Annotated in this window: 16 protein-coding genes; 6 read left to right on the top strand and 10 right to left on the bottom strand. The window is 70.7% G+C overall.

What is annotated here, in order from left to right; translation table 11 throughout:
• Positions 1-2: 2 nt before the first annotated feature.
• Positions 3-1,346, bottom strand: a complete 1,344-nt coding sequence (locus ACI2L3_RS23520) for an MFS transporter (protein WP_404754336.1) — start codon at positions 1,344-1,346, stop codon at positions 3-5.
• Here ACI2L3_RS23520 and ACI2L3_RS23515 point away from each other — a divergent pair.
• Together ACI2L3_RS23515 and ACI2L3_RS23510 are read left to right on the top strand one after the other, a co-directional pair.
• A complete protein-coding gene (locus tag ACI2L3_RS23515) occupies positions 1,333-2,334 on the top strand; it encodes a DUF5937 family protein (protein ID WP_404754335.1) in 1,002 nt (333 codons plus the stop codon). The genes ACI2L3_RS23520 and ACI2L3_RS23515 overlap by 14 nt on opposite strands.
• A gap of 74 nt (positions 2,335-2,408) precedes the next feature.
• Positions 2,409-3,449, top strand: coding sequence for a glycoside hydrolase family 6 protein (locus ACI2L3_RS23510; RefSeq protein ID WP_404754334.1), 1,041 nt, complete (start codon positions 2,409-2,411; stop codon positions 3,447-3,449).
• Positions 3,450-3,456: 7 nt separating this feature from the next.
• On the opposite strand, the gene ACI2L3_RS23505 is transcribed toward ACI2L3_RS23510, so the two are convergent.
• The 7 genes from ACI2L3_RS23505 to ACI2L3_RS23475 form a co-directional block, all read right to left on the bottom strand.
• Complete coding sequence (locus ACI2L3_RS23505) at positions 3,457-5,442, bottom strand: galactose oxidase-like domain-containing protein (protein WP_404754333.1); 1,986 nt, start codon at positions 5,440-5,442, stop codon at positions 3,457-3,459.
• A gap of 3 nt (positions 5,443-5,445) precedes the next feature.
• Positions 5,446-7,284, bottom strand: a complete 1,839-nt coding sequence (locus ACI2L3_RS23500; protein ID WP_404754332.1) for a glycosyltransferase family 2 protein — start codon at positions 7,282-7,284, stop codon at positions 5,446-5,448.
• A gap of 171 nt (positions 7,285-7,455) precedes the next feature.
• Positions 7,456-8,109 (bottom strand): TetR/AcrR family transcriptional regulator, encoded by a 654-nt coding sequence (locus tag ACI2L3_RS23495; protein WP_404754331.1) that lies wholly within the window; start codon positions 8,107-8,109, stop codon positions 7,456-7,458.
• A complete protein-coding gene (locus ACI2L3_RS23490; RefSeq protein ID WP_404754330.1) occupies positions 8,106-8,795 on the bottom strand; it encodes a DUF4166 domain-containing protein in 690 nt (229 codons plus the stop codon). Before ACI2L3_RS23490 ends, ACI2L3_RS23495 begins: the two co-directional genes overlap by 4 nt.
• Positions 8,792-9,499: a hypothetical protein gene (locus tag ACI2L3_RS23485; RefSeq protein WP_404754329.1), complete on the bottom strand. Its 708-nt coding sequence runs from the start codon at positions 9,497-9,499 to the stop codon at positions 8,792-8,794. Before ACI2L3_RS23485 ends, ACI2L3_RS23490 begins: the two co-directional genes overlap by 4 nt.
• A 166-nt stretch (positions 9,500-9,665) precedes the next feature.
• Positions 9,666-9,959, bottom strand: coding sequence for an MTH1187 family thiamine-binding protein (locus tag ACI2L3_RS23480; RefSeq protein ID WP_362990328.1), 294 nt, complete (start codon positions 9,957-9,959; stop codon positions 9,666-9,668).
• A complete protein-coding gene (locus ACI2L3_RS23475) occupies positions 9,956-10,306 on the bottom strand; it encodes a DUF3817 domain-containing protein (protein WP_404754328.1) in 351 nt (116 codons plus the stop codon). The genes ACI2L3_RS23480 and ACI2L3_RS23475 overlap by 4 nt, the downstream gene beginning before the upstream one ends.
• A gap of 167 nt (positions 10,307-10,473) precedes the next feature.
• Between ACI2L3_RS23475 and ACI2L3_RS23470 the strand changes: the two genes are divergently transcribed.
• From ACI2L3_RS23470 to ACI2L3_RS23455, 4 genes are all read left to right on the top strand, one after another.
• A complete protein-coding gene (locus ACI2L3_RS23470; RefSeq protein WP_404754327.1) occupies positions 10,474-11,112 on the top strand; it encodes an AIM24 family protein in 639 nt (212 codons plus the stop codon).
• 1 nt (position 11,113) lies between these two features.
• Positions 11,114-11,764 (top strand): AIM24 family protein, encoded by a 651-nt coding sequence (locus tag ACI2L3_RS23465; RefSeq protein ID WP_404754326.1) that lies wholly within the window; start codon positions 11,114-11,116, stop codon positions 11,762-11,764.
• Between the two features lie 47 nt (positions 11,765-11,811).
• Positions 11,812-12,567 (top strand): AIM24 family protein, encoded by a 756-nt coding sequence (locus ACI2L3_RS23460; protein ID WP_404754392.1) that lies wholly within the window; start codon positions 11,812-11,814, stop codon positions 12,565-12,567.
• A 118-nt stretch (positions 12,568-12,685) separates the two neighbouring features.
• Positions 12,686-13,162 (top strand): MarR family winged helix-turn-helix transcriptional regulator, encoded by a 477-nt coding sequence (locus ACI2L3_RS23455; protein WP_404754325.1) that lies wholly within the window; start codon positions 12,686-12,688, stop codon positions 13,160-13,162.
• 31 nt (positions 13,163-13,193) lie between these two features.
• On the opposite strand, the gene ACI2L3_RS23450 is transcribed toward ACI2L3_RS23455, so the two are convergent.
• Together ACI2L3_RS23450 and ACI2L3_RS23445 are read right to left on the bottom strand one after the other, a co-directional pair.
• Positions 13,194-14,633, bottom strand: coding sequence for an ATP-binding protein (locus ACI2L3_RS23450; RefSeq protein WP_404754324.1), 1,440 nt, complete (start codon positions 14,631-14,633; stop codon positions 13,194-13,196).
• Positions 14,630-15,295, bottom strand: coding sequence for a response regulator transcription factor (locus tag ACI2L3_RS23445; RefSeq protein WP_404754323.1), 666 nt, complete (start codon positions 15,293-15,295; stop codon positions 14,630-14,632). The genes ACI2L3_RS23450 and ACI2L3_RS23445 overlap by 4 nt, the downstream gene beginning before the upstream one ends.
• Between the last annotated feature and the right edge of the window lie 88 nt (positions 15,296-15,383).

The raw sequence follows: 15,383 nt of genomic DNA, 5'->3' as shown, positions 1-15,383 counted from the left end.
CCTTACCCGCCGGTCACATGCTGGTCAGCCCCGTCTCGCGATTCGGTCGTACGCCGCACCTCCGCCACCAGGAGCAGGCAGCAGACCGTGCCGATGACGCCCGCCGCCGTGACGACCGTGCTCACCGCGCAGAACTCGGCGGCAAGACCCGCGAGCGCCATGCCGACGCCCTGGATCGTCATCAGCCCCGCCGTGTGCACCGTCATCGCGCGTCCCCGCAGCCCCTCCGGCACCGCGTCGACGAACCAGCGGTCCAGGCCCAGGGTGTACGCGGAGCCGGCCCCGGCGAGCGCGAGGGCGGCCAGCGCGGGGACGAGGCCGGGCGTGACCGCGTACACGGTGAGGGGCGCCAGGGTGAGCGAGGCGAGCGGCAGCACGATGCGGGCGCGGGCGGACGCGGACAGCGCGGACCCGGCGTACAGCTCGCCCGCGATGGTGCCCACCGGCATCGCGCACATGAGCAGTCCGACGCCCGTGACGCCGACGCCGATCTCGTCCGCGTAGGGGGCGGCGAGCGCCTCCGGGACGACCAGGAACATCGGTGGCACCCAGAAGAGCAGCAGCAGGGCCCGCACCCGGCGGTCGCCGAGGACCTGCCGGGCGCCGCCCAGCGAGTGGCGCACGAGCGCGGCGTCACCGCTGCCCCGCGCGGGCCGCCGCCGCGTCCCGCACCGCAGCAGCAGCGCCGACGCCGCGAACGTGCAGACGGTGATGGCGAGCGCCCCGCGCGGCGTCACGACGGTGAGCAGTACGCCGCCGAGCCCGAAGCCGACCAGGACGGAGCTCTGCGAGACGATCCGCAGCAGGGAGCGGCCGAGGACGAAGAGGTCGCCGTCGCCCAGGATGTCGGTGAGGGTCGCCATCCGCGTGCCGTTGAAGACGGGCGCGACGAGGGCGATGACGCAGCGCAGGGCGAGCAGTCCGGCTACGGGTGTCGCGGGCAGCGCCATGAGGGCCGCGCAGCCGGCGCACACCGCGTCGCACACGACGAGCACCCGGCGGGGCGGGTACCGGTCGGCGACGCCGGAGAGCAGGGTGCCGCCCACCACGTACGGCAGCATGCCGAGCGCGAAGGTGAGCGCGCCGAGCAGCGGCGATCCGGTGAGGTCGTAGACCAGCACGGTCAGCGCGATCTCGCTGACGACGACGCCGAGCAGGGAGAGCGCGTGCGCGGCGAAGACGGCGCGGAACTCGCGGACGGCGAAGACGCGGGTGTAGCCGGTGGGTTCGGTGGCGTTGGCGGGCATGGCCGCAGCCTCACGCGGGCGGGGCCGCTGACTTAGAGTTTCGGGCTCGGGCGAATCTTCGGGGCTCGGCGAGGGGGCTGGTTTCGTGCCGTTCCGCATCCACTTCGGCCAGGACGACCTGCTGCGCTGCCGGTTCGCGGTGTCGCCGCTGTGGGAGACGCAGGAGGCGGTACGCACTCTCAGGCGTCCCGACCGGCACACCTACCACCCGCAGTGGCTGCGCCGGATCCGGGAGGCAGGACGGGGGCTCGACCTCTCCGCGCTGTGGTTCCTGATGCCGCAGCGCGGACACTCACCCGACTTCCTCGGGCCGCCGCCGATCGGGCCCGCGGCCCGCTTCGAGGAGGAGATCGCCGGGGTGCGCGCCTCCGATCCCGTGGCGGCGCGGGACGACATGGCGCGGGCGCTGGCCTGCACCCCTGGCGCCGCCGAGTCCCCGAAGGGGCGCGCCCTGCTCGCCGATCCGGCGGCTGCGGTGCGCGAGCTCGCGGACACCCTCGAGGCCGCCTGGCACGCGCTGATCGAGCCGGACTGGCCGCGTCTGCGGGCGCTCCTGGAGGCCGATGTCGCGTTCCACTCGCGGCGGCTCGCGGAGGTCGGTCTCGGCGGGCTGCTGCCGGAGCTGGACCGGCGGCTGTCGTGGGACGCGGGGACGCTCACCGTCGAGTGGCGCGGCGAGCACGTGCGGCGGCTGTCGGGGGAAGGCCTCGTGCTGATCCCGAGCGTCTTCTCCTGGCCGGACGTGATCAGCGGTTTCGACGCTCCGTGGCAGCCGACGGTCGCCTATCCGGTGCGGGGCATCGCGGGGCTGTGGGCCGAGCCGGCGGAGCGTACGCCCGAATCGCTCGTACGGCTCCTCGGCCGCGGCCGGGCCGCGGTGCTCGCCGCGCTGGACACGCCGGACACCACGACCGGGCTCGCGCACCGGCTCGGGCTCGCGCCGTCGTCCGTGTCGGCGCACCTGGCGGCGCTGCGGGGCGCCGGGCTCCTGGTGTCGCGGCGGTACGGGCACCATGTGTTCTACGAGTGCACGCCGCTCGGCAGCGCGCTCGGCACCGGGGGCGGTGTGGCACAAGAGCTTGATTAGTCCTCTATGTAACGATTGCCGGGCTGACTGACCGTCACGTCACTGTCACCGTCACCATCGCCCAAGGGGGCTGGATGCACCGGCTGCTCCGCACGTTCACGGCACTCGCGGCCCTCGCCGCCCTCGGGCTCCCGGCAGGCTGCTCCTCCTCGGACCCGGACTCCGGCCCCGGCTCCGGCGGGAAGAAGGAGGCGGCCGCGCGCAAGCCCGCGGCCGCGAGCGCCACGCCTGCCGCGGGGACCTTCTGGGTCGACCCGGACAGCCCCGCCGCACGTCAGGTCAGACAGTGGGAGGAGCAGGGCCGCGACCACGACGCCGAGGCGCTCCGGCGCATCTCCGAGCGGCCCATGGCCGTGTGGCCTGCCGGGGACGATCCGGCGACCGACATCGCGGAGGCGACGCGGGGCGCGGCGCAGGAGGGCCGCACCGCCGTGCTCGTCGCGTACAACATCCCGCACCGCGACTGCGGCCAGCACTCCGCGGGCGGCGCGGCCGGCGCCGACGCCTACCGGAGCTGGGTGGACACCTTCGCCGACGCGATCGGCGACGCGCCCGCCCTGGTCGTCCTGGAGCCCGACGCGATCCCGCACATCGTGGACGGCTGCACCCCCGCCGAGTACCACGCGGACCGCTACCAGCTGCTCTCCGAGGCGATCCAGCGCCTCAAGCGGCAGCCGAAGGTCAAGGTCTACCTCGACGCGGGCAACCCCGGCTGGATCAGCGAGCCGCACAAGCTCACCGAGCCGCTCCGGCAGGCGGGCATCGCGCAGGCCGACGGCTTCTCGCTGAACGTCTCCAACTTCCAGACCGACGAGACGATCAAGTCGTACGGCCGCACCCTCTCGGCGACCGTCGGCGGCAAGCACTTCGTCATGGACACCAGCCGCAACGGCAAGGGCCCCCTGTCCGGCGACCGCGAGGACGCCTGGTGCAACCCGCCGGGCCGCGGCCTCGGCACCCCGCCGACCGACCGCACGGGCGACCCGCTGCTCGACGCCGTCCTGTGGATCAAGCGGCCCGGGGACTCGGACGGCCCGTGCCGCGGCGGCCCCGCGGCGGGGCAGTGGTGGCCGGACTACGCGCTGGGCCTCGCGCGCAACGCCAAGGCCGCCTGATCACGGGTCACGGGTCACGCGGCGCCCGGTCGTCCGTGCCGACGTGGATCCACTTCGCCTCGGACGACGTGCCGTCCTCGTCGGCCACGAACAGCATGTACCAGCCCGGCGGCACCAGCGCCGGGTCCTCGCGCGGCACGTCCACCGTCACCGAGCCCTTGCCCTTGGTGAGGCCGAGCGCGATCGAGCGCTGCTCGACGTCCGTCGTGTGCGTCACCGCGCTCGGGCGCATCAGACGGGCCGACACGATGTTCTCGGGACGGTCGGTGCGGAACGTCGCCCGGCCGTCCGCCGCCAGCTCCTGCGGGCCCTCGCCGAGCACCGGGCGGTTCTTGCCGCCCCGGTGCAGCGCGGGCGGCGTGAAGATCTCCATGCGCTGCTCGAAGTGGCCGAGCTTGGTGTTCTGCTCGTTGTCGTAGAGCGGGTCGGAGCCGAACGTGGCGACCCGGCCGTCGGGCAGCAGCAGCGCCTCCGAGTGGTAGTTCCGGCCCACCTTGGGCGCCGCGGCCTCGCGGAACTCGTTCGCCTTGGGGTCGTAGAACTGCGCCTTGTAGATGTTGCTTGCGCTGCGCCCCCGGTAGTCCTCGGAGCCGTTCGTCGTGAAGACCGAGTCGTCCGGCATGAGCACGCTGTTCAGGTAGCGGGTGCCCTGCGGCAGTTGAGGGCCGGTGCGGAAGGACGGGTCCTCCTCCTTGAGGTCGATCACCGCCGTGCGCCGCGTCGCCTTGTCCGACTCGCCCACTCCCCCGCCGCCCATGATCATCACCTTCTGGTCCTGCGCGGGCGGCAGCAGCACGGACGCCGAGGTCTCGGTCTGGTCGAGGTCCTCCAGTCCCGGGACCTTCTCGAACTTGTTCGTCTCCAGGTCCCACAGGCCCGGCTCGCGGCCCTTGTCCGCGGGTCCGTACCCCGCGTTGGACGCCGGGTAGAAGAGCTTGCCGCCCTTGGTGAGGAAGAGCGCGGGGTACGTCGGGAAGTACCGCTTGGGACCGTCCGACCACTTCTTCGTCTTCGGGTCGTAGATCTCGTTGTCGCCCGGGTCGACGACGCCCACGTCGTCGAGTCCGGAGACCGCGAGCACCTTGCCGTTCTCCAGGCCGACGAGCGTCGGGTACCAGCGGGCCTTGTCCATCGGGTCCACCGGGATGTACCGCTCGGCCTTGGGGTCGAACTCGTACGCCGCCTTGATCCCCTGGAAGTCCTGCTTCTCCATGTCGATCTTCTCGGCGATGCCGTACGTGTTGTCGGCCTCGTCGCCGGTCAGGCCCTCGATCTCGTACTGCGCGGACTTCTCGGTGACCGCCTGCTCGCCCTCCTGGACCGCCTCGACGAAGACCCGCGCCTCGCTCGCCTTGACCTTCGTCTTCCAGGGCTGCATCACACCGGACTTGGAGTACGTGATCTCGTAGTCCCGCTTCGCCTTCGGCACCTCGACGTCGAACCTGCTGACGTACTCGACGCCGGACGGCGAGCGGAACTTGGTGCCCTTCTTCAGGACCACCGGCTTGTCCGGGTTCTCGTTCTTCACGCGCATACCGCCGCCGGCCCGCTCCACCTCCCCGTCGAGCTGCTCGTAACGCGCGGTGCCGCCCGCCACCAGCAGCCGGCCGTCGGGCAGTTGGGCATGCCCGGAACAGAAGAAGTCCTCGGGCGTGGGGATCTTCTTGAACGTGTCGTTCTTCGGATCCCACAGGACGGTGTCGAACGAACCCGAGTCGAACTTCTTCTGCTCGTTGCCGGACCCCGCGACGATCAGCACCTTGCCCGTGTGGAGCAGCGCGGCGTGGATGGCGTTGGTGCGGTACTCCTTGGGGATGGCGACCTGCTTCCAGGAGCCGTACTTCTTCTTGTAGCCGGGCTGCGCGATCTTGTACTCGTAGTACTGCTCCTCGGCGAAGGAGAGCGCGGCAGGAGCGTTCAGCCCGACGAGCAGCGCGCCCGCGCCGACTCCGATGGCGGTCTTTCTCGTGCGCTTCGAGGGCCGGTAGGCCATGGGTCAGTTCCCTCCTGTCGTCGTGCCGGTGGCGAACGCCGGCTCCGGCTCGCCCTCCGCGTTCTCGGCCCGCAGGGCCGGCTCGCTCTCGGCGCGCAGGCCCGGCTTCTCCGGCTCCCGCTGCTCCCGCTGCTGCCGGGCCGCTCTGCGCTCCTTGGCGAGACCGAAGGCCCAGACGCTGACCGGCGCCAGCGAGATGGCCATCGCGAGCACCGTCCACGTGCGCATCGCCACGTGGGTGTGGTCCAGCACGAAGGAGGCGGCCAGCGACGTGGCGAGCACCACTGCCCAGAAGAGGTGGATACGGAAGGTGAGGAGCCGGTCGGGGCTCGTGCCGTCGCCCTTGGGGGTGACGACGAAGCGGCTGGGGCGGCGCAGGACGGCCGCGCCGAGCGACTTGGCGTAGATGGGTGCGGAGAGCGCCGACATCGCCATGCCGGCGAGGCCTCCGGAGCCTTCGGGCTCGTGCGGGGACACGTTGTGCCTGCGGTTCCAGAGGTAGAGGCCGATCTGGAGGGCCGCCGCGTCGCTGTAGAGCATCAGCCAGACGGACGCGGCGACCTGGGTGCCGCTGGCCCCGAACCACAGGAACAGCACACAACTCAGCACGCCGAGCAGCCAGTTGACCGCCGTCATCGGGTAGTACACGAGCATCAGCGAGTACGAGAAGAGACGCCCGGGCGGCATCGTGAACGGGGCCTTCCAGTACTGCTTGAACAACGTCTCGTACGTGCCCCGCGACCACCGCATCTGCTGGGTGAAGAAGTCCGTCCAGGAGGCAGGACCCTCGCCGACGGCCAGCACGTCCGGGGTGTAGACGGAGCGCCAGTGCTTCTTGGTGACCGGGTTGCGGTGACGGTGCAGCTCGAAGCCGGTCGCCATGTCCTCCGTGATCGAGTCGTGCAGGCCGCCGACCTGGGTGAGCGCGCTGATGCGTACGACGTTGTTGGTGCCGACGAACATGGGGGCGCGGTAGCGGTTGCCCGCGCGCTGGATCAGCGCGTGGAAGAGGAACTGCTGGGACTCGGCGGCCTTGGTGACGGGCGTCTCGTAGTTCCCGTACACCTGCGGCCCCACGACGAAGGCGACGTCCGGATCGCGGAAGTAGCCCATCATCCGCTCCAGGAAGTTGGGGAGCGGGACGTGGTCCGTGTCAACGGAGGCGAAGAAGTCGTACTCGGCCCGGTGCATCGCCAGCCAGGCGTTGTAGTTGCCGTGCTTCGTGCGGGCCTTGTGCGGGCCCTTCTTCCGGTTCCACTCCGGCACGCCGCGCCGCGTGAAGTGGCGCACCCCCAGCTCCTCGCAGAGGGCCTTGGCCTCCGGGGTGTCCCCCTCGTCCAGCAGCCATACGTCGAGGGGCCCGGGGTGATGTATCCGCACCGCGCCCTCGAGGGTCGCCCGCACCATCGAGAGCGGTTCCTTCCCCGGCACGTACGTGGTGAGGAAGGCGACGCGGGTGCCGGCCTCCGGACGGACGGGTATCGGGTCCCTCGCCACCATCGTGGCGTGCGCGATCGAGACGACGTTCACGAGCATGAAGAGCTCGATCAGTGCGATCGCCACGAGCATCGTGACGTCCAGCCCGATCAGCCAGCTGTCCGCGCCCTCGCGCTCGGTCCAGTGGGTGGGCCAGACGAGGTAGACGAGGAGGAGCCCGGTGAGGACGGGGGCGAGGGTCATGAGCAGGACGGCACGTATTCGGTGCGGCTCGCTGGCCAGCAGCTTCCGGTACTGAACCCGGTACGCCCCCTCGCCTTCCGTGCCGCCTGCGCCGTCCGGCTCCGTGAGCGGTCCGGCGAGCGTGCTGTGGGTCTCGTAGTCGTAGCCCTCCGGCTGCCGCACAGCGCCCTCCAGGTTCTGGGAAATCCAAACGAGCCGATACCCTCACAAAAGGGGAGTTTCCCTGGCGTGTCGAACGGGGTTCGCCCGTGCGAGCGGTTTTAGGGTGGACGGTTTTGGAGGGGTTGCGGCGGGGGGTGGTTTGTGGGCGTCCTCACCCACCTCGCCCGGTGCCTAGTTGCGCGTACGACGCAACCGGTGACGAACGGCCCGCTGCGCGAGCGGCCCGAGGTCCTCGACGGCCGTCACGAGGACGGACAGCTGGTCCAGGGAGTCCAGGGCCCGCTCCGTACCCTCCGCGTCGACCCCCTCGTACAACTCCATCCCCACGAACGACGCGGCCACCGCCCGCGCCAGCCCCACCGGATCGACGAACTCCCCGAGCGGGGACGCGGAGAGCACCCGGACGAGGACCTTCTCGATCTCCTCGATCCAGAGGGCCAGCCCCGCCGCCGTGGCGGCGGCCAGCCGCGGCTGGGTCTGCGCCCCGGCGAGCAGCTGACCGAGGACGGCGACGTGCCCCGCCTCGCGCTCCTCCTCGTGCATCTCCCGCCCGAAGGCGAGCAGTTCGGAGAGGGAGCCGATCCCGGCGAGGCGTTCCCGGTAGCGGGAAACCCGCTGTTCCGTGCCGTACCGGCAGGCCGCCGAGAGAAGCTCGTCGACGGAGCCGAAGTGGTAGAAGACGAGCGCCTGGTTGACCCCGGCCGCCGCCGCGATGCTCCGCGCGGACGTCTTGGCGATGCCCTGCTCGGTGAGCGTCCGCAGGGCGCCGTCGAGGAGCTTGCTCCGGGTCTCCTGAGCCTTGGCGGGGTCCTTCGCGGCGCTCACGCCCGCGCCTCCTCGCGGACGGGCCGCAGCCCGGCCCGCACCCCGCACGTACGGACGTCGGTGTACGTGGCCTCGAAGGACCCCTCGTAGCCGAAGAGCGGCCCCACGTACCGGTTCACCACCCGGACCCGGATACGGAAGCGCCCGGTCGCGTCGTCGTACGACTCGCGGACCTCCGCGTCACCGCCGATGAGGGACGGCACACGGCAGTCCACCGGCCCCTCACGGAAACGGTGCTCTCCGGAGCGGATCAGCAGCGAACCGTCGGGCTCCGCCCGGAAGTGCAGGTCGCTGGCGAGGTGCTGGTGCGTGCCGAGGTAGTCGAGCACGCGGTCGCCCTTGGGGCCGAGGACCATCTGGGCGTCGAAGCGGCGGGGGCCGCCGGGCAGGTCGAAGGTGCGCACGAAGGTCACCGTCTCACGGCCGTACGTGTCGGTGTACGGCACGTTCTCGATGACGAAGGGCACGTTCCTGCCCTCGCGCGGGACAAGGATGTTGCGGGTGCCGCCGAGCGCGAGGAACGGCTTCACGAAGCCCCGGCCGTGCCAGATGCGGTCCATGACGCCCCGCCCGGTGCAGGCCTCGCCGCTCGCGAGACCGACGGAGAAGCGGCGCCGGAGCTGCGGGTGCAGCCGGTCGAAGTCGGACCCCATCACGGTGCGGAAGACGGACTCGGGGTGCTTCATGAGTGCTGCCCCTTGACTGCTGCGAGAGTGGCGAGGACGCGCGGGTCACGGGCCCGTACCGGTGGCGTACGCAGACAGCGGCGGGCCGCCGGCGTCGTGGGCAGCGGCGGCAGCATCAGCATGAGGGCCGCCGTGGCGAGGGCCGTCATCGGGGCGAAGAGAATCGCGGCCACGACGAGGAGGACGCGGGCGGTGAACTCCGCGACGGCGTGCAGCAGGGCCCGTTCCGGTGTGATGCCCCGCTCCAGCCAGAGCCTGAGGCGGTCGAAGGACCAGGCCGTCGCCCAGCCCATGAGGGGGCGGAAGGCGACGCGGTCGGCGATCTTCCCGAACCGGCCCCAGCGCGGGCGGTAGTCGTAGCCGGTGAGGAAGCGGATGTCGCCGTCCGGCGTCGGTACGTAGCGCCAGTAGCCGCTGCCCTCTTCGAGGAGGGAGAGCGGATGCGGGGAGGCAAAGCGCAGGGCGGACGTCCGGGTGCCGTCGGGGCGCCGCTTCTCGCCCGCGGAGACCCCGGTGCCGGCGATGGTCAGGAAGGGCAGCACGCGCGTGGCGTACCGGAAGTGCTGCGGCTCGCCCTCCTCGCACGGCAGGTAGTCGATCTCGGTGAAGCGCAGGTCCCAGCGCTGGTGCGAGCCGGGTTCCTGGGTGCGTGCCCAGAGGTCGTCCAGTTCGGCGCGTATCCGTGCCTCGATGTACAGACTCACGGCAAACCCCCACGTCAACGGCTGTTTGAGCGACTGCTCAAATCGATTACTCAAACACAAAGTACGGGAGTTTGAGCAGTCGCTCAAGTGGAGATGCGGGCACAGAAAAGCCCCCGCCCATAGGGCGGGGGCTTCCCAGAGCGCGCGGGACCGGCGGCGCGAGGGGCTAGGCGGACAGGTGGCGCTCCACCGTCTCCACCTTGGAGGTGAGGCCGTCCGTCACGCCGGGGCGGATGTCCGCCTTCATGACGACGGAGACGCGCGGCGCACGCGCCTCGACCGCGGCGACGGCGCGCTTCACGACGTCCATCACCTCGTCCCACTCACCCTCGACGGACGTGAACATGGCGTCGGTCCGGTGCGGCAGCCCCGACTCGCGGACCACGCGGACCGCGTCGGCGACGTACTCACCGACGTCCTCGCCGACCCCGAGCGGGGTCACGGAGAAGGCGACGATCATGCGTTGACGACGCCTTCCTTGCGGGCGCGGGAGGCGATCACCGCGGCCTCGGCCTCACGCTTCAGCTTGCGCTCGGCCATGAACCCGCCGCCGGGGATGATCGAGAACGCGAAGTACAGGATGCCGGTCTTGACGTCCCACTTGGTGCGGTTCCAGGCGTCGAGCCAGAAGAGCACGTACAGGATGAAGAGCACACCGTGGATCGGGCCGAGCACCGGCGCGACGTTGAAGCTCTCCGCGACCGTGTACTTGATGATCGTGCAGACCAACAGCACGATCCAGGAGATTCCCTCGGGCACGGAGACCAGGCGGAGGCGGCGGAGTGCGGAAGCGGTTTTGATGTCCACGGGTCACCTTCGGTGGGACGGACGGCAGGCAAGGGCGGGAGCTCGGCGTCGCCGATCTTGTGAACGGACGCACAAGCGACCCCCATTGTGACATCGGGGTGTTCTCCGGGTTCCCTCAGGGCTCTTCACCCTGTTCTGGGTGGGTACGCGGCGGCTACCGTCGATTCGTGGCTACGTTCCGGCTCCAAGGGAGCAGAGTGCTCGCCGTCGACATGACCGGCGACGCCGTCAAGGCGAAGAACGGCTCGATGGTGGCGTACGAGGGCCGGATGGCCTTCAAGAAGATGTCCGGCGGCGGCGAGGGCATCCGCGGCATGGTGACCCGCCGCGTCACCGGTGAGCAGATGACGGTGATGGAGGTGAAGGGGCACGGCACCTGCTGGTTCGCCGACCGCGCCACGGAGATCAACCTGGTGCGGCTGAGCGGCGAGAAGCTGTACGTCGAGGCGGGCAATCTGCTCTGCACCGACGCCGGCCTGCGCACCGGCACCAGCTTCACGGGCCTGCGCGGCGCGAGCCAGGGGAACGGCCTCTTCACGACGACCGTGGAGGGCACCGGCCAGGCGGCGATCGTCTCCGACGGCCCCGCGGTGGTCCTGCGCGTCTCCCGGGAGTACCCGCTGACGGTCGACCCGGGGGCGTACATCGCGCACCAGGGCGACGTCCGGCAGAGCTTCCAGTCCGGTGTCACCTTCCGCACCTTCATGGGCGAGGGCGGCGGCGAGGCCTTCCAGATCCGCTTCGAGGGCGACGGCCTCGTCTACGTCCAGCCCAGCGAGCGCGCCACGATCGCCGGGGATGTGTGACATGCCCTTCCGTGAGATCAATTCGAAGATGGTCGAGGCCGCGGTGCGGCCGGGCGCCAAGATCTTCAGCCAGCGCGGCGCCATGCTCGCCTACAAGGGAGATGTCTCCTTCACCCCGAACCTCCAGGGCGGGCAGGGCGGTCTGGCGTCGATGATCGGCCGCCGGGTCGCGGGCGAGGCCACCCCGCTGATGACCGTGGAGGGCAGCGGCACGGTCCTGTTCGGGCACGGCGGTCACCACATCCAGGTGATCGGCCTCTCCGGAGACACCCTGTACGTGGAGGCGGACCGCCTGCTCGCCTTCGACGGCACGCTCCAGCAGGGCACGATGTTCATGGGCTCGCAGGGCGGCGTCATGGGCATGGTGCGCGGCCAGGTCAGTGGTCAGGGCCTGTTCACCACGACCCTGAAGGGCCACGGCGCGGTCGCCGTCATGGCGCACGGCGGCGTCATCGAGGTGCCGATCACCCCGCAGAGTCCCGTCCACGTCGACCCCCAGGCGTATGTCGCACACCACGGTGACGTGCGCAACAAGCTCTCCACCGCGCTCGGCTGGCGGGACATGGTGGGCCGCGGCTCCGGCGAGGCCTTCCAGCTGGAGCTGTCGGGGACCGGCTCGGTGTATGTCCAGGCTTCGGAGGAGAAGCTGTGAATCCGAACGTCTCGACGCCCGCGGGCGCGCCCGTCGTCTTCGACCCCATGACGCTGCCGAGCGACGACAGCGTCAATCCGTACACCTTCTGCGTGGAGCTCGAGGGAAGCCAGTGGTTCCTGCAGAAGGGGAAGATGATCGCCTACTACGGACGGATCGAGTTCAACGGCATCGGGCACGGCCGTCTCGACCGTCTGGTCCGGACGAGTTTCCATTCGCCGCTGCACGCGAGCGACTGGGTCGTGGCGGACGGGCAGGGCAAGATGCTCCTCGCCGACCGGGCCTTCGACGTGAATTCGTATGACTTGGAAGAGGGCAACCTGACCATTCGCTCGGGCAACCTCCTCGCTTTTCAGCCAACTCTCGCGCTCAAACAGTCGATCGTTCCGGGTTTTCTGACACTCATCGGCACCGGCAAGTTCGTCGCCGCCTCGAACGGCCCGGTGGTCTTCATGGAGCCGCCGGTCCGCGTCGATCCGCAGGCGCTCGTGGGCTGGGCGGACTGCCCTTCACCGTGCCACCACTACGACCACGGGTACCTCACCGGCGTGATCGGGGGCGTGCGGGCGCTGACCGGCATCGGCGGCACCTCCGGCGAGGAGCACCAGTTCGAGTTCGTGGGAGCCGGCACGGTGCTGCTCCAGTCCACCGAGGCGCTGCTGCCCGAGCAGGCCACGGGCGAGGTCCCGCACCAGGGGGGCGTACCCGGCGGACGGGGCACTCCGGGACAACCGGGTCAGCAGCCCGGGACACCGCGCCTTCCCGGACAACTGGGGGACCTCCAGCGTCGCTTCGGGCTGTGAGCGGTAGTCTGCGGAGTGTGACGGCGAACGCCTGTGCCCCTCCGAGAGGCAGGTGGTGCGAGGCGCGTCACATCCCACCATTCGTTCACCTTTCAACTTCTTAGGTAGAATCGATTCCATGGAGACCGAGACGGCCCCGCAGTGGCTGACCGACGAGGAACAGTGCGCCTGGCGTACTCACGTGGAGGTCAACAGGATGCTGACGTATCAGCTCGAAAAGGACCTCCAGCCGTTCAACCTGACCATGAACGACTACGACATTCTCGTTTACCTCTCCGAATCGGAAGAGCTGCGGATGCGCATGAGTGATCTTGCCGCAGCCACCCTGCAGTCAAAGAGTCGCCTGTCCCACCAGATCACCCGCATGGAGAACGCGGGCCTGGTGCGCCGCGAGAACTGCGAGTCCGACCGGCGAGGGCTCTACACCGTCCTCACCGAGGAAGGCATGGAGACCATGCAGAAAGTGGCTCCGCACCATGTCGCCTCCGTCCGGCGGCACTTCGTCGACCTCATCTCCGCCGAGGCACTCGACGAGCTGCGCAAGGCACTGACCCCGATCGCGGAACACCTGCGCTCCCAGCGCGGGAAGCCCTGATCCGCTCCGTCACGGCCGGCCTCGCCGACCCTCACTCCGCCGACGACTGAGGGCTGGGCAGCCGGAGCTCGAACAGCGCACCACCGGACGGCGCCTCACACACCACGAGCGTGCCGCCGTGCCGCACCGCCACGTCCCGCGCGATGGCGAGGCCAAGACCGGCCCCGCCCTCGTCGCGGGTCCGCGCGTCGTCGAGCCGTACGAACCGCTCGAAGATCCGCTCCCGCTCGCTCGAAGGCACGCCGCTCCCGTCATCGGCCACCTCAAGGACCGCCCAGGCGCCATCGCTCCGGGTGGTGACCGTGACGCGGGAGCGCGCGTGCCGCTGGGCGTTGTTCAGCAGGTTGCCGAGCACCCGCGCCAACTGGCCGCGGGAGCCCGCGACTTCCACGCTCTTCAGGTCCGTGTGCACGTCGACCCGGTCCCTGGTGCGCTGCGACAGCTCCTCGCGGACGAACGCCGCCAGGTCGACCCGCCCCTCCCCCGGCTTCTCCCCCGCGTCGAGGCGCGCCAGGAGCAGCAGGTCGGCGGCGAGCTCCTGCAGCCGCACGGTGTCCTCGACGGCGCCGTCCACATCCAGCAACTCCGGGTGAGCCGCGCCCACTTCGAGCTGGGTGCGGAGCGACGCGATGGGGCTGCGCAGCTCGTGCGAGGCGTCCGCCACGAACCGGCGCTGGCGCTCCACCGAGGTCTGCAAGGCGGTCAGCGTCTCGTTGGTGGTGCGGGCGAGGCGGGCGATCTCGTCGTGCGTGTCCGGCTCGGGCACGCGGCGCGCGAGGTCCTCCGACGCGGTGATCGCGGACATCTCCGCGGTGATCGCCGCCACCGGGCGCAGCGCGCGCCGCGTCACCAGCCAGGTGACCCCGGCGACGACGGCGAGGAGCAGCGGAAAGCCGATCAGCATGGACGTCAGCGCCGTGGACGTGGCGCTCTGTTCGTCGGCGAGCGAACCGCCCGCGTAGACCGTGAAGTCGCCCCTGTCCTCCGTGCTCGCCTCGACGGCGGCGAACCGGTAGTCGGCGCTCTCGCCGTCGACGGTGGCGGACCCGGAGCTGTACTCGGCGTCCTCGTCGACCTCACCGCGCTCGGGCGCTTCACCCTTGTCGTCCTCGTCGCCCTGGTTCCCGGCGCCGGAGCGCGGGGCGGCCCCGACGGGCTTCACCGCGCCGGTCCCGGTGCCGCTGATCCGCTCCAGGTCGTCGCTGGCGGCGACCAGCCTGCCGTTCTCGTCGACGATCTGCACCGGGCTGTCGTCCTCGTCCGGCAGGTCGAGGTCGTCGAACGGCCGGCCCGCCACCAGCTGCGAGGCGACATCGCGGGCCGCGGAGTCGGCGCGGCCGTCCGCCTGGTCGGTGAGGTTGGCCCGCAGCGCGAGCAGCACGGCGGCGCCCGCGGCGACCAGGGCGAGGGCGACGACGAGGCTCGCGCCGAGCGTGGCCCTGGCCCGCACCGATCCGAACAGCCTGCTCATCGGGGGGCCTCCAGACGGTATCCGGCGCCGCGCACGGTCTTGATGAGGGCCGCGCCGAGCTTGCGCCGCAGCGTGCTCACGTACACCTCGACGATGTTGGGATCGCCCTCGTACGCGAAGTCCCAGACGTGCTCCAGGATGTCGCCCTTGGACACCACCTCACCGGCCCGCAGGACCAGCTGCTCCAGGACGGCGAACTCCTTGGCGGTGAGGGTGACCTCGTCCTCGCCGCGGAAGACGCGGCGCGCGGCCGTGTCGACCTTGAGGTCGCCCAGGATGTGGACCGGGGACGGGCCCGCGCCGCCGCGCCGCCGCAGCAGCGCCTTCACGCGGGCGACGAGCACGACGTATGAGAAGGGCTTGGTGAGGTAGTCGTCCGCGCCCGTGTCGAGGCCCTCGGCCTCGTCGTACTCGCCGTCCTTGGCGGTGAGCATCAGGATCGGCACCTCGTTGCCCGCCGCGCGCAGCGTCGAGCAGACGCGGTAGCCGTTCATGCCGGGCAGCATGATGTCGAGGATGACCAGGTCGTACGTGCCCTCGCTCGCCCGGTGCAGCCCGTCGACGCCGTCGTGGACGACGTCGACGGCGTAGCCCTCGGCGGTCAGCCCCTTGGCGAGCGACAGGGCCAGCCGCTTCTCGTCCTCCACGATCAACAAACGCATGCGCTCAGGGTGGCAGAGCGAAGCTGAAGAGTTCTTCAGGCGGCTTCAGCGTGCGTTCAGGATCGCTCCGCCAGATTGGTCCTCGTCG

This window comes from Streptomyces sp. NPDC029674, assembly GCF_044903205.1.
Lineage (GTDB): Bacteria > Actinomycetota > Actinomycetes > Streptomycetales > Streptomycetaceae > Streptomyces.
The sequence above is the reverse complement of the archived record's forward strand: the minus strand, read 5'-3'. Positions and strand labels throughout refer to the sequence as shown.

Excerpts from the sequence above, each read along its gene's own strand:
- ACI2L3_RS23505 (WP_404754333.1), bottom strand. The coding sequence starts at position 5,442 with ATGGCCTACCGGCCCTCGAAGCGCACGAGAAAGACCGCCATCGGAGTC.
- ACI2L3_RS23490 (WP_404754330.1), bottom strand. The coding sequence starts at position 8,795 with ATGAAGCACCCCGAGTCCGTCTTCCGCACCGTGATGGGGTCCGACTTC.
- ACI2L3_RS23450 (WP_404754324.1), bottom strand. The coding sequence starts at position 14,633 with ATGAGCAGGCTGTTCGGATCGGTGCGGGCCAGGGCCACGCTCGGCGCG.
- ACI2L3_RS23460 (WP_404754392.1), top strand. The coding sequence starts at position 11,812 with ATGACGCTGCCGAGCGACGACAGCGTCAATCCGTACACCTTCTGCGTG.
- ACI2L3_RS23520 (WP_404754336.1), bottom strand. The coding sequence starts at position 1,346 with ATGCGGAACGGCACGAAACCAGCCCCCTCGCCGAGCCCCGAAGATTCG.
- ACI2L3_RS23455 (WP_404754325.1), top strand. The coding sequence starts at position 12,686 with ATGGAGACCGAGACGGCCCCGCAGTGGCTGACCGACGAGGAACAGTGC.
- ACI2L3_RS23510 (WP_404754334.1), top strand. The coding sequence starts at position 2,409 with ATGCACCGGCTGCTCCGCACGTTCACGGCACTCGCGGCCCTCGCCGCC.
- ACI2L3_RS23480 (WP_362990328.1), bottom strand. The coding sequence starts at position 9,959 with ATGATCGTCGCCTTCTCCGTGACCCCGCTCGGGGTCGGCGAGGACGTC.
- ACI2L3_RS23465 (WP_404754326.1), top strand. The coding sequence starts at position 11,114 with ATGCCCTTCCGTGAGATCAATTCGAAGATGGTCGAGGCCGCGGTGCGG.
- ACI2L3_RS23445 (WP_404754323.1), bottom strand. The coding sequence starts at position 15,295 with ATGCGTTTGTTGATCGTGGAGGACGAGAAGCGGCTGGCCCTGTCGCTC.